The organism is Saprospiraceae bacterium (assembly GCA_016709995.1).
In the GTDB taxonomy this organism is placed as follows: Bacteria; Bacteroidota; Bacteroidia; order Chitinophagales; family Saprospiraceae; genus JADJLQ01.
The window spans coordinates 1,894,911-1,910,730 of the sequence record JADJLQ010000001.1; the positions used below are offsets into that span (position 1 = coordinate 1,894,911).

At 41.3% G+C, this 15,820-nt stretch carries 13 protein-coding genes; 8 read left to right on the top strand and 5 right to left on the bottom strand.

Going from position 1 to position 15,820, the window contains the following annotated elements; translation table 11 throughout:
- Positions 1-57 precede the first annotated feature (57 nt).
- The 3 genes from uxaC to IPJ09_07995 are packed head-to-tail and all read right to left on the bottom strand — an operon-like array spanning position 58 to position 3,446.
- Positions 58-1,455, bottom strand: a complete 1,398-nt coding sequence (uxaC, locus tag IPJ09_07985; GenBank protein MBK7371366.1) for a glucuronate isomerase — start codon at positions 1,453-1,455, stop codon at positions 58-60.
- A 54-nt stretch (positions 1,456-1,509) separates the two neighbouring features.
- Positions 1,510-2,994 carry a tagaturonate reductase gene (locus tag IPJ09_07990; protein ID MBK7371367.1) on the bottom strand — a complete coding sequence of 495 codons (1,485 nt, stop codon included), beginning with the start codon at positions 2,992-2,994 and terminating at the stop codon, positions 1,510-1,512.
- 20 nt (positions 2,995-3,014) lie between these two features.
- The gene (locus tag IPJ09_07995) at positions 3,015-3,446 is read right to left on the bottom strand and encodes a nuclear transport factor 2 family protein (protein ID MBK7371368.1); all 432 of its coding nucleotides are present in this window, start codon (positions 3,444-3,446) and stop codon (positions 3,015-3,017) included.
- 380 nt (positions 3,447-3,826) lie between these two features.
- On the opposite strand from IPJ09_07995, the gene IPJ09_08000 reads away from it, so the two are divergent.
- From IPJ09_08000 to IPJ09_08035, 8 genes are all read left to right on the top strand, one after another.
- Positions 3,827-5,380: an alpha-N-arabinofuranosidase gene (locus IPJ09_08000; GenBank protein ID MBK7371369.1), complete on the top strand. Its 1,554-nt coding sequence runs from the start codon at positions 3,827-3,829 to the stop codon at positions 5,378-5,380.
- 272 nt (positions 5,381-5,652) lie between these two features.
- Entirely contained in the window at positions 5,653-6,825 is a 1,173-nt protein-coding gene (locus IPJ09_08005) for a PQQ-dependent sugar dehydrogenase (protein MBK7371370.1), read from the top strand.
- Positions 6,826-6,855: 30 nt separating this feature from the next.
- Entirely contained in the window at positions 6,856-7,701 is an 846-nt protein-coding gene (locus IPJ09_08010) for a sugar phosphate isomerase/epimerase (GenBank protein ID MBK7371371.1), read from the top strand.
- Positions 7,702-7,828: 127 nt separating this feature from the next.
- The gene (locus IPJ09_08015) at positions 7,829-8,314 is read left to right on the top strand and encodes a gluconate 2-dehydrogenase subunit 3 family protein (protein ID MBK7371372.1); all 486 of its coding nucleotides are present in this window, start codon (positions 7,829-7,831) and stop codon (positions 8,312-8,314) included.
- Between the two features lie 60 nt (positions 8,315-8,374).
- A complete protein-coding gene (locus IPJ09_08020) occupies positions 8,375-10,090 on the top strand; it encodes a GMC family oxidoreductase (protein MBK7371373.1) in 1,716 nt (571 codons plus the stop codon).
- 44 nt (positions 10,091-10,134) lie between these two features.
- The gene (locus tag IPJ09_08025; protein MBK7371374.1) at positions 10,135-10,590 is read left to right on the top strand and encodes a hypothetical protein; all 456 of its coding nucleotides are present in this window, start codon (positions 10,135-10,137) and stop codon (positions 10,588-10,590) included.
- Between the two features lie 53 nt (positions 10,591-10,643).
- A complete protein-coding gene (locus tag IPJ09_08030; GenBank protein MBK7371375.1) occupies positions 10,644-11,339 on the top strand; it encodes a hypothetical protein in 696 nt (231 codons plus the stop codon).
- A gap of 68 nt (positions 11,340-11,407) precedes the next feature.
- Entirely contained in the window at positions 11,408-11,998 is a 591-nt protein-coding gene (locus IPJ09_08035) for a hypothetical protein (GenBank protein ID MBK7371376.1), read from the top strand.
- A 50-nt stretch (positions 11,999-12,048) separates the two neighbouring features.
- On the opposite strand, the gene IPJ09_08040 is transcribed toward IPJ09_08035, so the two are convergent.
- On the bottom strand, positions 12,049-13,455 hold the full coding sequence (locus tag IPJ09_08040; protein ID MBK7371377.1) for a redoxin domain-containing protein: 1,407 nt from the start codon (positions 13,453-13,455) through the stop codon (positions 12,049-12,051).
- A 93-nt stretch (positions 13,456-13,548) separates the two neighbouring features.
- Entirely contained in the window at positions 13,549-15,684 is a 2,136-nt protein-coding gene (metG, locus tag IPJ09_08045; GenBank protein ID MBK7371378.1) for a methionine--tRNA ligase, read from the bottom strand.
- Between the last annotated feature and the right edge of the window lie 136 nt (positions 15,685-15,820).

A 15,820-nucleotide genomic window follows, 5' to 3' on the forward strand; every position in this document is an offset into this window, starting at 1 on the left:
TATGATTAATTAGTTTATTTTTTAGATTGACTTATAGTTGAAATTTTGATAAATGCTTTAAAATCCAAAATATGCTTTGGCATTATTATAGCATATATCCTGAATCATCTTTCCGATCCAGGGTATATCGTGAGGCAACTCTCCATTTGAAATGTCATTGCCAAATAGATTGCATAGAATTCTTCTGAAATATTCGTGCCTCGGAAATGACAAAAATGACCGCGAGTCTGTAATCATGCCGACAAAACAGGATAACACACCCATATTGCTCAATACATTGATCTGATCAGTCATACCATCTTTTTGGTCCAAAAACCACCAGCCACTCCCAAATTGCATTTTGCCTTTAATCGTACCGTCCTGAAAATTACCGATCATGGTAGCAAAAGCAGCATTGAACACGGGATTGACATTATATATGATCGTTTTTGCCAGTTTATTATCTTTATCAAGTCGGTTAAAAAATTTAGACATGACTTCTATTTGAGGATAATCCCCAATACTGTCTACGCCTATATTTTTACCCAATGTCGTGAGCAACCTACTATTATTGTCCCTAATAGCGCCCAGGTGAAACTGTTGTACCCACCCTTTTTCCCAATCCATGATAGCCAGTTCATATTGTATTGCTGATCTGAATTGGTTGGCTTCCACATCGTTGACTAAAAGACCACTTCTGGCCTTCGTAAATATTCGACCCACTTCGCTGTCAGTGTAATCATCAGCATAAAGATATATCTGACCATGATCTGAGGCTTTACATCCTAATAAAGCAAAAGCATCATGACGATGCCTCAAAGCAAGTAGCAGATCATCCCATTGCTGTATGGCTACTCCGGACATTTGCTCTAAACGGCTTATATATAGATTAAACTCACCAGGGTCATTTATTCCCAATATGGCATCCGGCCGAAAAGTAGGCACCACTTGAATACCTATAGGTGCATTGGCCATTTTCCTATGATCTTCCAAGGCATCACATGGGTCATCCGTAGTGCCAACGACATGTACATTAAAATGCTTAAGTATAGTATTGGTACTCAGCGCTATTAGCTTTTCGTTGCCTTCATCATAGATTTCATCCGCCGTATCAGGAGACAATATCTTTTGGATCCCAAATGGATTTTTTAATTCCATATGAGTCCAATGATATAATGGGTTTCTCATCACCTTTGGAGCAACTTCAGCCCATTTTTTGAATTTCTCCCGGTCGGGAGCAGCTCCAGTGATAAAATATTCATCTACTCCGAGTGCCCGCATAGCTCTCCATTTATAATGATCCCCTTTGAGCCAGATCTGGGTGAGGTTTTCGAATACATGGTCATTGGCTATCTCATCAGGAGGCAGATGACAATGGTAGTCTATGATCGGCATGTCCTTGGCATAATCAAAATATAGCTCTTTTGCTGCGGGACTTTGCAATAAAAAATCGTCGTCTAAAAATCTTTTACTCATTGGGTATAAATATTAGCAGATGCATTACAAAACACAATTATAGTGATTCTCTGCTTAATGAGGACCATCTGTCAGTGATCTGAATTGATTATAAATAGCGTCAGCAAAACCAGGTATGTCTGCGAGGTTACTCCCCCAGATTTGTTCTTTGGATAACCAATGGCGAATGGCTATAGCCGGCGATTGAGCCGCAAAATCTTCGAGGATTTTACCAGCTTTCGGGTCACGTAGTTCAAATTCAGGCACATCTGGCATGGATACCATGAGTGCATGTTGTTGAAGGCGGATGTGAAATAAAAGGTAAAAATAATAAGCATAACCTTCGGTACAATGCACTGGCAACTGTTGATGTTTTTCGATATGCTTATATATCAATGGGATCACTCTCGCCTTTATTTTATCGGTATAATTCAAAGTGATGTCTTTCCAAAAGTGTTCAATATAAGGATTAGAAAATCTGTCCAAGACGGCCTCAGCAAATTGGTGGATGATATCCTCCTCGATTTCGACCGGTATACAAATGGATATCTCACTCATCAGACTTTTGATCCAATCTTTAAAGTCCTCCTGCTGCATGGCCAGTTTCACCGTTGGATAGCCTTCCTTAATCGCTTTACCACATGCCAATATATGCGTAGCATTGAGCAGCCTTAATTTCAACTCTTTATATAATGTGATGTCCTGGACTATTTTTATACCTGAATCCTGGGTAGCAAAGGCGAGTTTATGTTTCACAGTATCACCACCCTCTATCGCCCAAAGATGATACGGCTCAGACATGATAAGCAATTCATCCTTATATTGAAGTTTGTCGGTCAAAGTATCATATAAATCATTTTGGGGTCTTCCCGGCACAATGCGGTCGACCAACGAATTACAAAAAACATTGCTCTTTTCTATCCATTGCTCAAAATCAAGACCCAATTCATTGTATCGGGCCAAATCGAGTACAAACTGTTTTAACTTGTCACCATTGTGTTCTACCAATTCCGTAGGTATGACGATCAAGCCTTTATCAGTCGAAGCTTGAAAATGAATAAACCGTTCGTATAAGTAAACGGTCAATTTGGCTGGAAAAGAATCCGGACAATAGCCTTTGACTATTTTTTCTTCTTTATACACCAATCCCTGCTCAGTGGTATTGGAAATCAATATCTCAATAGACGGGTCCACAGCACAAGCCAGGACGAGAGCCCATTGCAATTGTGCGGATAATACCCGGCTAATACTGGCATTGATGATGTCTTTTTCATACACTTTTCCATTGACAATCCCTCTGATGGCTTGTGTATATAACATATTCTGACGGGAATAAGCACCGGTATCACCCTTGTCGGTAGATTTGACCACAACGACCCTCCCTTGGAATGCACCGTTTTTATTGGCTTGATCTATATAATAATCAGGCAATGCCCTTAACAAGACCCCAGTGCCAAATTGGATCACTTTTTCCTTAAATTCAAGCAATGCTGCATCAGGCACTTCTATCCTTCCCGACCTCCTGAGGTCTTCTAATATTACTTTTGATAATACTTCCAATGGTACCTTCCTTTATTTGATTATATATTTTTGACTGCCTGTCTCCCTAATAATTTCCAACCCCCTTTTTCTTTTACCCACACCAACAATACTTTCAGGTTGGGATTGCCGGGAGCACCCCTATCCATAGTCTTGCAATCTATATTATGCCTTACTATTGCAGTTTTGCCTACGATAGCAATTTGCTGATCTGTTACTTTGATCTCAACAAAATCGGATGCACCTGATAGCAGACTTTGTTGGAGGGAGGTTTTGGTATCAATATGACCACCGGAGTGACCGTAACTCAAATTGTCATCAAGCATATCATCTAATCCAGCCCCGGTAGGATTGATCATTAGATCCACCCATTGGACTACCCTTTGCTCTAAAGCCATTTTATCCTTTACAGGGTTGGCCGTTAGATGGTTCGGCTCATAAGACAATAAGAGCAATGTGATTAAAACGTACATGATTTACAAGATTTTAAATGATCATCCAAGATGGTTAAATTTTATGAATTAAAGAGCAGCTTTTAGATTTTTTGTAAATAATACTGATTTTTTTCTTAGTCGGTGAAATGTAATTCATCACATACTCCAGGAAATTCCGGCTATACCAATATTTCTAATCGCAATGCGACCATTTTGATAAAAACCAATACAATAAGTGATCTTCATTTGATTTTACGGGCCAAAAGCCCAAACTCGTTACAACATTTTTTTTTAATATGTTCATGAAGGGGGTGGCAAGTAAATCTTAATTATATTTACGATTAAAATTTGATGGCCGTTGTATTGCCTTCAAAACCAATTAATTTATTGGACATTTTTTAAAAATATTAATTCTTATCATGTCGAACAAAAAAATTATCAGTATTATACTTTTTAGTGCTTGCCTGGCTTTAGAGGCCATAGGACAAGCTCCGGTGAAGGTGGTTATAGATGGTTCCATGCCCTCCCACCAGATCAATCGTCATATTTATGGCCATTTTTCGGAGCATCTGGGTAGATGTATCTACGATGGCTTTTGGGTATCAGACACGATGAAAGTAGCTAAGCAGGGTCGAATCAGATTGGATATCGTCGAGGCACTGAAAAAAATAAAAATCCCCAATCTCCGATGGCCGGGTGGATGTTTTGCCGACGAATATCATTGGCGCGATGGTATTGGCCCCAGAGCTGCAAGGCCTACTATGGTCAATACTCATTGGGGTAATGTGGTTGAAGACAATAGTTTTGGCACGAATGAGTTTTTAGAGCTTTGTGAGTTGCTCGGTACTGAAGCTTATATCGCAGGCAATGCCGGCAGTGGCACCGTCCTGGAGATGTCTAATTGGGTGGAGTATCTCAATCATCCCGGGGGGAGTACATTGTCTGATCTCAGAAAATTAAATGGTCATCCAGCACCTTACAAAGTAAAGTTTTGGGGTGTGGGTAATGAGACCTGGGGATGTGGAGGCAATATGACTGCCGAGTATTATGCCAATGAATATAAGAGATATGCTACCTACGTGCGCAATTACCCAGGGGTGCCGATCAACCGAATAGCCAGTGGAGCAAATGGCGCTGATTACAACTGGACGGAGACCTTAATGAAAAATGTGGGACCTAATCGCATGTGGGGCACTACGCTCCATCATTATTCAATACCGAGCAATACCTGGGCTAAGAAAGGATCAGCCACCAATTTTACCGAAGGTGAGTATGCTACAGTCATGAAAAATGCCTGGTTTATGGACGAACTGGTCACCCGACATTCCACTATCATGGACAAATATGATATGGATAAAAAAGTAGCCCTGGTCGTAGATGAATGGGGGGTCTGGACTGATGTGGAGCCTGGCACAAATCCTGGATTTTTATATCAACAAAATAGCTTGAGGGATGCATTGGTAGCTGGTATGACCTTAAATATTTTTAATAATCATAGTGATCGTGTACGCATCGCCAATCTTGCTCAGACGATCAATGTGCTGCAGGCACTGATCCTGACTAAGGGCAGAGACTTTCTTCTGACGCCGACTTATCACATTTTCGACATGTATAAAGTACATATGGACGCTCAATATTTGCCGGTGCGATTTACTTCGCCGGATTATATGTTTGAAGGAATTAAAGTGCCCGCGGTCAATATCTCTGCTTCAAAAGATTCAATGAATGTAGTTCATATCTCTTTGGTTAACATTGATCCGACCAAGTCGATTTCACTTAGTTTAAGCTTGGCAGATATTAATTTTAATTCATTATCAGGCACTGTGGTCACTGCTGCCAACTACACTGATCACAATGACTTTGATGATAAAAACAAAATCTCGATCAAACCTTTCAATGGTGCTAAAAAATCAGGTAGCAACCTCCTGATCACGCTTCCCTCCAAAAGCATCGTTATGCTAGAACTAAAATAATTTCATTTAATCCATAATCTTTTATCATGAGTTTCAGAATAACCTTATTCATCACAATATGTATCACCTGGATGCATTGCAAAAATGATACTTCCTCCACTCAAATGGCTGACACTGTCCATTCTGCAGATGTCGCGGAAGCTACCTTCAAAAAAAATTGTTCTTCTTGCCATGGCGATGATGGCAATGTCTTTGTAGACAGAAAATGGAAGCACGGCAATGCCAAAGATTCGATTATACAAAGTATCTCTAATGGATATCTCGCACTGGGGATGCCTGCCTGGGGATCTGTACTCAAAGCTGATGAGATCAATAACCTCTCTGATTATCTGCTCGGGGCTATTGAAAACCGAAAGAAATTTGACTTTACCGATAGCGTCAAATCCAATATCTTCCAGCATGCTTCCATGACCGTCAAATTAGATACGATAGCCAAAGGACTGAGCAATCCATGGGGTATGGCTTTCTTGCCCAATGGGGATTTTTTATACAACGATCGCAACGGCAATATGTACAGACAGTCTAAAGGAGTGCAGAACCTGATCAAGGGAGTTCCACAGACAAGGGTAGAGGGCCAGGGTGGACTGCTGGATGTAGAGCTTCATCCAAATTTTGCCACCAACAGCCTGATTTATTTTACTTATGCCAAATCCAAAGATTCTTTGTCTACCACTGCCCTTATGTGTGCAAAATTGGTTGGTAATACCCTGACCAACCAAAAAGATATCTATGTAGCCGAACCCTGGAAAACGACCCGGATCCACTACGGTAGCCGCATAGCATTTGATAAAGATGGTTACCTGTTTTTATCTTCCAGTGACCGGTTTCAGCATATGGATACCTTACCACAAAAACTGGACAATGATCTGGGCAAAGTCCATCGCATGAATGATGATGGGTCTGCACCTAAAGACAATCCTTTCGTCAATACTCCTGGCGCCAGGGCTACAATTTGGTCCTATGGACATCGAAATATTCAGGGACTTTTCTATGACGCAGCGACTGGGATCCTTTGGGCCAATGAACATGGTCCTCGGGGTGGAGACGAACTCAATATTATCCAAAAAGGCAAAAATTACGGCTGGCCGGTGATCAGCTATGGCATTAATTATGATGGCAAAATCATGACACCTTATACCTCCAAAGAAGGCATGGAGCAGCCTTTGATTAAATGGGTGCCTTCTATCGCTCCAAGCGGTATGACTATCGTCACAGGAGATAAGTATCCTGCCTGGAAAGGCGATATACTTCTGGGATCTCTCAGGTTTAAATACCTCGACCGGGTACACCTGACGGGCGATGTGCCAGGTGATCAGGAGCCTTTATTAAAAAATGTAGGCAGATTGAGGTTTGTCAAAATGGGGCCAGATGGTTATATATATGTTGGTGTAGAGGACCCCGGTTTTATTTTCAGATTAGTCCCTTCAGAACCGCTGGCCCAGTAATCGTCTTATTAACTTTATCGTATAAAAATCATGAAAAAAGCAACCTTCATTTTATGTATACTGCTTGGCACAGTCACGCTATCGATTGCACAATCTTTTAGCAAAATGATGAAACCAAAACCAGCAATAGTATCCTATACTTTTCGAAAATCATTTGCCACGGATATGCCCGGCACTTTGGATTATATCAAATCGCTAGGCATTGACAGTATCGAATTTTCCAATTTGTTCAATCAAAATCCTCATGATATCCGCACGATGATCGATCGACGAGGAATCCGATGCACCAGTTTCGGAGTGTCTTATGAAGATATGATGAATAAAAGATCTACCGTCATCGAAAATGCTAAGATATTAGGCGCTTCTTTTGTGCGTGTAGCCTGGATACCCCACGACAAACCCTGGGACCTGGAAACTGCCAAAAAAACAGCCGCGATATTTAATGAAATCGGCAAATCACTCAAAGACGCAGGTTTGACCTTCTGTTATCACAATCATGGATATGAATTTGAGCCATATGCCGGTGGCACCTTGTACGATGTGCTGATGAAAGAGACCAACCCAGAATATGTATCATTCGAGATCGACATACTCTGGGCTTTCCATCCAGGTCAGGATCCGGCCAAACTGATTAAAAAATATTCAAATCGGTACAAACTGATGCATGTAAAAGATCTAAAAATCGGCATCAAAGGCGATCTGTCAGGCCATACTGCTACTGAAAACGATGTTACGCTTGGAACAGGCCAAATCAATCTCAAAAAAGTGATGAAGGCGGCTAAAAAGTCTTCTATAGAACATTTTTATATAGAAGATGAAAATGATAATTCCTGGACACAGGTTCCTCAGAGTATCGCATTTTTAAAAGGAAAATGATTGCTTGTTATTAATGGATAATTTTGTAGCAACATTTTAAAGATTATACCAGCTTTTTCTGTTTAATTTTATTGTTTTCAATCAATCAATTATATCAATGATTAAAAGAAGAAAAGCTTTAAGCAACATTGCCACCGGTTTCGGCGCTATGATCACCCTGCCGGCATGGGCTACAAGATGGAATAAAAGTACTTTGAAAGATTATGCTTTTTTATCTCCTGATGATGATGCACTCCTGGCTGCCATCGTGGATACCATCCTTCCAAAGACAGATACGCCCGGGGCGAAAGAATTGGGTGTACCTCAACTTATACAAAAAATAGTCAAGGATTGTTATGATCGACCTGCACAAAACACCATGAGTATGGGGCTGGTGGTTACTGATGCAGTCGCATTCTCCGAATATGGCAATTCTTTTGTTCATCTTTCATCTGATCAACAATTGGCTGTCTTAAATAAAATGTCAGCTTCAGAATATTCAGATCAAAAGAATTTTTTCAATATGATCAAACGCATGACCGTTGATGGGTATATGGGTTCTGAATATGTCATGACCAACATCACCAAATACGAAATGGCCCCCAATCGATATCATGGTTGCGTCCCTGTTTGATCCGGATTCTATTCAATTTGCTGACCAGCCTTCTTTTTAAACCTATCAATCATTCGACACATGCCAAATTTTAATATAGACTCTCAAAAGAAAAGAAAATATGATGCTATCGTTATCGGCTCCGGTATCAGCGGCGGTTGGTCTGCCAAAGAACTTACGGACCGTGGGATGAAGACACTCATGCTGGAGCGGGGTCGTGATGTCAAACACATCGTAGACTATCCGACTGCCACCTTACAACCCTGGGAGTTCGAGCATCGTCGTCAGTTACCCTTAGAAGTTCGCAAAGCTAATCCTGTCATATCCAAATGTTATGCTTTTTACGAAGGAACCACCCAGTTTTTTGTCAAAGACGAGGAGCATCCTTACGTTCAGGAAAAACCTTTTGATTGGATCAGGGGCTACCAGGTTGGAGGCAAATCATTGATGTGGGCTAGGATGACTCAAAGATGGAGTGATTACGACTATGATGGACCTTCCAGGGACGGATATGCAGTCGATTGGCCGATAAGATATGCCGATATCGCACCCTGGTACAGCCATGTTGAAAAATTTGCCGGTATCACTGGCAATAAAGATGGCCTCCCTACCTTGCCTGATGGTGAATTTCTTCCTGCTTATGAGCTATCCTGTGTAGAACAATATTTTAAAGACCAAATGGCTACGCACTACAAGGATCGATATGTGATCAGTGGTCGGACCGCGCATCTATCCCAACCACAGGATATACATTACAAACAAGGCCGTGCCAAATGTGTCCACAGGACGATTTGCGAAAGGGGCTGTCCCTATGGTGGTTATTTCAGTAGCAATGCCAGTACGATCCCCTGGGCGCTCAAGTCCGGCAAGCTCACCCTGAGGCCACACTCGGTAGTACATTCCATTATCTATGACGAGGAAAAAGGGACTGCCACGGGTGTGCGAGTCATCGACGCTAACACCATGGAAATGATGGAGTTTTATGCCAAAGTCATTTTTGTCAATGCAGCTGCGCTGAATAGCAATCTGATCCTACTCAATTCGACTTCCAATAGATTCCCTAATGGATTTGGCAATGATAGCGGAGTATTAGGTAAATATGTCGCTTTTCACAATTATCGCGCACGCATTTCTGCAGAATACGAAGGCCATCTGGATTCTACCACTGACGGCCGTAAGCCCAGTTCAGGTTATATCCCCAGGTTTAGAAATGTGTACAAACAAGAGACCGATTTTCTCAGAGGGTATGCATCTGGGTTTAGTGCTTCCAGAGGCGATTATAGGTCTAATGATGGAATAGGCACAGAACTCAAAGAAAATCTATCAAAATCCACTCCCGACAATCGATGGCGGGTAGGGTCAGGTATTATGGGTGAGACCATACCCAAGCAATCAAACTATGTAGCCCTCGATGAAACCAAAAAAGATCAATGGGGAATCCCCCAACTCAAGATATCCGTCGGTTATGATGACAATGATGAAAAAATGATCAAAGACTTTTTTGAGCAATTCACGGAGATGTATACCAAAGCCGGGTTTAAAAATATTCGCACCAGTGATAGCAAACAAGCTGCTGGACTGGACATCCATGAGATGGGCGGTGTACGGATGGGAAAAGACCCTAAGACCTCTATGCTCAACAAATGGCACCAGATCCATGCCTGCAAGAATGTATTTGTGACCGATGGTTCCTGCATGACTTCTACCTCTACTCAAAATCCATCATTAACCTATATGGCCTACTCCGCCAGGGCCGCTGACTTTGCTGTACAAGAATTGAAAAAGCGCAACCTGTAAGTTATGATACATTAGCAGTATTTTTGCTACTCAATCAATTACTTATGGATAACGAACACAGCCAGGACTTACTATCAGCATACAGTAAAAATCAACTGATCGGGGCAAGTGCCTGGGCCAGGATATTGGGTATCATAGGATTTGTTTTTGCCGGTTTATTAGTGTGTCTGGCACTTTTTGTGATGTCAGGCGGTATGGGATCTATCATGGGAGCCAACATGCCCGAAGGGGCCACGACGCAGATGCTTGGCAAATCAGGCATGGTCGTAGGCCTTTTATACTTATTGATCGCGGGCATCTATTTTTTGATGAGTTGGTGGACCTATAGATTTGGCACTGAAATCAAAAAAGGTATCATGCAAAATGACCCTGAAGAAGTAGGCTCTTCCTTTCACAACCTTAAAAACTATTTTCAAGCTTATGGCATTCTGACAATGATAGGAGTAGGTATCATGTTTTTATCTTTGCTTTCCGTCTTGATGATAGGTTTTTTTAATTAATGGCCTGGCCTTTCAAAGCCTGGTGTTTATTTATCATTTATTGATTCTGAATATTGGAGAAAAAAGCCTGGTTGAATAAAGGAAAATCATACTTTTCTGAAGTTTTATTGGAGACTGTATCGAGTGATTTCAGTACCAGTCTTTCCGTTTGCATGACACATGGACGATATCAACTCTACACCGATAAAGTGGTCTATAGCTATGAAGACCTGTATAAAAATTTTAAAATTACAGCTGATAAAATTGATTGGAAGGCATTCCGGCCCAAAAATATCCTGGTGCTAGGACTAGGCCTGGGATCAGTTATTCAGATCATCGAAAAGAAAAACAAACAACCACTTTTTTTCACAGCAGTAGATATTGATGAAGCAGTCCTATACCTGGTACAAAAGTATACAGCCTCAAAATTTAGATCTCCTATCGAATATATCCATGCAGATGCCCAGATATTTATAGCTCAAAATAATGTGAAGTATGACCTCATCCTATTCGACATCTTCATCGATGACCTGGTACCGCCAAAATTTGAGACCCTTGTAATAACTAAAAAGTTAGCTAGTGCACTGGCTCCGAATGGGCTGCTGCTGTATAATCGAATAGCCATTGAACCAGAGCATATTATGCGCAATATGGACTACTTTGACCGGGTCTTTAACAAGGTTTTCCCCCAGGCTGAGTTTGTCAATGTAAAGTATAATTGGGTCCTGGTGAGTGATGGAAGCAGGTTAAAGAAGGGCTTAATAGTATGACGGTTTTTACTGACGAGACTTAATAATTAATCAATTCCGAGCCCACAATTCCTTATTTTTGTTACCTCATGTTTACATTCAATATTTACCTCAAGTTTGCTACGATTGCTTTTTGTCTCTTTGGAGGGATTGCATTGGCTTTTGCATTTGGTTTTTGGTGGGCTTTCCCTTTTATCCTGACCGGGCTCCTGGTCCTGGTGAGTTATATCCTGCTGGGGACAGTCCAGTCTGCCGCACAACTCATGGAGAAAATGGATCTTGGGGGCAGTGAGAAACGACTTGGGCTCACTTTTTTCCCACAATGGTTGTACAAACCCAACAGATCTTATTTTTATATGATCAAAGGCTCGATAGCCGCACAGCGAAAAGATTATGACCAGGCAGAGACTTTACTGTTAAAATCCAAAGCTATTGGTCTACCCACCTCCAACGAAAAGGCGATGGTGGCTCTTCAATTGGCCAATTTTAGTGCCCTCAAAAATAAATGGAACCAGGCCCAGGTATATATGAAGGAAATCAAAGAATACAAAGTCACTGAGCCTACCATTAAAGAGCAGATCAAACAATTTGAAAAAGCAATGCAACAACGGGGGCAACAAAAACATCTTATGGGTGGTGATCCATCTATGATGCGTATGCGCCGACAAAGGAGGATTTAATTCTTATTTTCGAAGAATTCCTCAAATTCCAGGTTAAAATAACTCAAGTTTTAGTTGGCCACTTTTTGGTCCATCTCAAGAATCTGATTGATCTGTTCAGGTTTAAGATTTTTGCCGATAATTTTTCTTTCCTTATTCAGTACATAGATCTCCGGTGTATTATCGACAAAATATTTGCTATAGACAGACACATTGGTAGCGTCGAATACATTGGTCCATTGCTCCATATGGTAAGTCTTGACAAACTTTCGCCATTCTGCATCGGTCGTATTCACTGCTATAGTATAAAATTCTATTCCCCTGCTCTTCAGTTGGGGGTACATCTGCACCAATTTAGGTGTTTCAGCCTGGCAATGTTCACAATCAGTATGATAGAGGTAGACGATGATATAAGGGGATTTGATGCTGTAAATAGATTTGGGTTGTCCTTTGATATCATTAGCAGTGACATCCGCTGCCTGCTTATTCAACAAGCTTGCCTTCATCTCCCCTGCTCTTCGTCTGATATCCGCCAATTCTCCGGGTTTAAGCCAGATTGCATTTTCGGCAGTAAAAAACTTTTCTACAATATTTGAAAACACTGCCTCACCGTCCATTAAAGTAGTCTTGCCCGGTTCATATTTTAACAATAGCCAATTGCTCATGTATTTGAATATTTCCGGATTGGCCAATGATTTGGAAAGCAAAGCATCTGCATATTGTACTATAGAATCCTGATGCTGAGGCATTACATCTCCAAAAAACTGCTGCATTTTATTAGATAGGACCGGAGAGTACATCAATCTTTCTTCAGAAAAATCAACCTTGTCCCAATATTCTTTTCTAAAAAAATAAGCTTGCGTATTGAGATCTTTCTCCCCGGTAGCAAGCCTGATATCTTTGACCTCAGGATTTTGACCTGCATTTTTAAATTTAACGAAAAAAGAATTAGGGTGCGCTTTGGTCATTTCAGCCAGCTGAACTCTCCTGGCTGCGCGAAAATCTTCTACCATTTTTTTGAAAGAAATCACAGCAGGATCATTTTCAGGCTTTCCGTTGACCTGGACTTGCATAGTCCTCTGTTGATTATCTTGATGCTGCTGCAACTTAAAAGATTGGTACAGGAGGTCATTGTCTATCGAACCTGTCACTTGCATCGGCTGTATCAGATCACTCATGGTTGTCTTCAGGTCAAACTGCTGGTCATCACTCAATAATATTTGTATGTTTTGATTGTCAGGAAACAAAACATAATATAGCCCCTGATGCAGGCTGCTGTCCTGTTTTATTCGCAACTTTCCATTTTCGATTTTGAATGAATCTACAAAAAAGGTCTTATCCGTATAAGATCCTATGAGTTTTGCCCATCCAGGGGCAGCACCTTCTACTGTAATAGTTATATCACAGGTTTGTTTGACATTCGATTTCTCTGCATTATTGGCGCAAGCCCACAAAGAGAGCAAAAAAAATAGTGTCATGCCGGTTAAAGTCGATTTTTTTATTGTGGTCATATCATTAGGATAACTTGTTGGGTAGAATGGAAACACAAAAATAATGGAATTACAACGATATCATTTGACTACACTGCCATTTTCAGCGTGCTCGTTGGGTGCTATAAATTTTAGACCTCCATCGCCATTTTCTGATAATAAGATCATCCCATTAGATTCAATCCCCTTCATCTTTCGAGGTGCAAGGTTGGCTACTATGATGACTCTTTGACCAGGCAAATGAGCAGGATCAAAATGAAGCGCTATACCACTGACGATGGTCCTTTTTTCAAAACCAAGCTCTACCTCCAATTGCAGAAGTTTATCAGCCTTGGGCACTTTCTGAGCTGATAATATAGTACCGGCTCTTAAATCTATCTTATTAAAATCATCTATCGATATCGTTTCTTTTATAGGAATACTTTCGATTGGCGCTGGGGCAGCAAGCGCTTTTCCTCTATTGAGTTTAGATACTTGTGCTTCAATCAGGGCATCATCTATCCTTGTAAAAATATGGACAGGCTCCCCAATTTGATGACCTTCAGCGATGGGAAGTAGACCTTCTGCCAGGGTATCCAATAATTCGTTGAGTTCATTCTGGTCTTTCAAGAGAGGCAGATTCAATTGTGCACGCATTTTGTCCGAAGTAAATGGCATGAAGGGGCGTATAGCGACGCTGAGAGCAGTACATAACTGGGCACAATAGTTGAGCACCACTTTTGCGATCTCGGGTTCGGTTTTCTCCTTTTTCCAGGGTTCATTGGCCTGTAGTATAGAGTTGCCTGTACTAGATAGATCCATGAGACTTTTCAACGCATCTCGAAATTTAAATTCTCTGATGCTTTGATTTAGGTCCTGTATTCTGTCAAAAATGTTCAACAATTCCACTTCGTGAAAAGAATCAAAATCAGGGTCTTCCGTACCCACAAATCCTTTGTCTGGATCGAAACTGGGTATTTTACCCCCATAGTACTTATTGATCAAAACCATCACCCTATTAAAAAAATTTGCCAGGTTATTGACCAATTCGTTATTGCATGCATCCTGAAAGCCTTTCCAGGTAAATTCGCTATCTCTTTGTTCGGGCATATTCTTGATGAGATAGTACCTCATCAAATCTTCTTTGCCGGGCCATTCGTCCAGGTATTCATGGATCCACACCGCCCAATTGCGTGAAGTAGAGACTTTATCCCCTTCCAGGTTCATAAATTGATTGGCAGGTACATTGATAGGAAGGTTGTAACCGCCGTAGGCTTTAAGAATAACCGGAAAAATCAAACAATGAAAAACAATATTGTCTTTGCCAATAAAATGGATCAACGCCGTCTCCGGATCTTTCCAATACTGCTCCCAGTCCTTACCATGTTCATTGGCCCAGGCCTTGGTGGCACTAATGTATCCGATCGGTGCATCCAACCAGACATATAACTTCTTTCCTTGTGACCCCGGAATTTCATGAGGCACATCAATCCCCCATTCCAGGTCTCTGGTCATGGAACGGGGCTCAAGCCCACCATCTAACCAAGACTTACACTGTCCAAGGACATGTGGCTTCCATTCATTTGGATCGTGGTGTTCTACACCGTCGAGCTTGCCGGTCTCTATCCATTCTTTCAGCCATTCCTGGTGGTGATTTAATTGTAGGTACCAGTGTTTGGTTAGTTTTTTGATGGGTGTCGAGCCCGTCAGAGTCGAAACCGGATGGAGGAGATCTATTGGGCTCAAAGTAGATCCGCATCGCTCGCATTGATCGCCATACGCGTGCGGGTTACCACATTTTGGGCAGGTTCCGGATATATATCGATCTGCAAGAAACTGTCCGGCTTGTTCGTCAAAATATTGTTCACTTTCTATTTCCTGGAATTCACCTTTTTGGTAAAGGGTTCTGAAAAAATCCTGGCTGGTCTCATGGTGAATTGGCGCAGAAGTACGGTGATACATATCGAAGGAAATCCCAATGCGATGGAGCGTGGTTTTGAGCAACTCATGATATTGATCGATGATAGCCTGGGGAGTAGTATTTTCTTTTCTTGCTTTTACTGTGATCGCTGCTCCATGCTCGTCAGATCCACATACCCAAACGACTTCTTTGCCAGTGAGTCTAAGGAATCTAACAAAAATATCAGCGGGAAGATATGCTCCGGTAAGATGTCCTATATGCAGAGGTCCGTTGGCATAGGGCAATGCAGATGTGATGAGGTACCTTTTGATCTCCATGTTTCAAAGTGGGCAAAGGTAGGAAAATATGTAGCATGAAGGACTTCACCATGTATCATTCACTGGATATCTCTATTACAAAATCATTTTTTTTGATTATTTTTGGTTCAACGAATGAAGAAGGAAAGCATTTTTT

Excerpts from the sequence above, each read along its gene's own strand:
- uxaC (MBK7371366.1), bottom strand. The coding sequence starts at position 1,455 with ATGAGTAAAAGATTTTTAGACGACGATTTTTTATTGCAAAGTCCCGCA.
- IPJ09_07995 (MBK7371368.1), bottom strand. The coding sequence starts at position 3,446 with ATGTACGTTTTAATCACATTGCTCTTATTGTCTTATGAGCCGAACCAT.
- IPJ09_08000 (MBK7371369.1), top strand. The coding sequence starts at position 3,827 with ATGTCGAACAAAAAAATTATCAGTATTATACTTTTTAGTGCTTGCCTG.
- IPJ09_08005 (MBK7371370.1), top strand. The coding sequence starts at position 5,653 with ATGCCTGCCTGGGGATCTGTACTCAAAGCTGATGAGATCAATAACCTC.
- IPJ09_08010 (MBK7371371.1), top strand. The coding sequence starts at position 6,856 with ATGAAAAAAGCAACCTTCATTTTATGTATACTGCTTGGCACAGTCACG.
- IPJ09_08020 (MBK7371373.1), top strand. The coding sequence starts at position 8,375 with ATGCCAAATTTTAATATAGACTCTCAAAAGAAAAGAAAATATGATGCT.
- IPJ09_08025 (MBK7371374.1), top strand. The coding sequence starts at position 10,135 with ATGGATAACGAACACAGCCAGGACTTACTATCAGCATACAGTAAAAAT.
- IPJ09_08035 (MBK7371376.1), top strand. The coding sequence starts at position 11,408 with ATGTTTACATTCAATATTTACCTCAAGTTTGCTACGATTGCTTTTTGT.
- IPJ09_08040 (MBK7371377.1), bottom strand. The coding sequence starts at position 13,455 with ATGACACTATTTTTTTTGCTCTCTTTGTGGGCTTGCGCCAATAATGCA.
- metG (MBK7371378.1), bottom strand. The coding sequence starts at position 15,684 with ATGGAGATCAAAAGGTACCTCATCACATCTGCATTGCCCTATGCCAAC.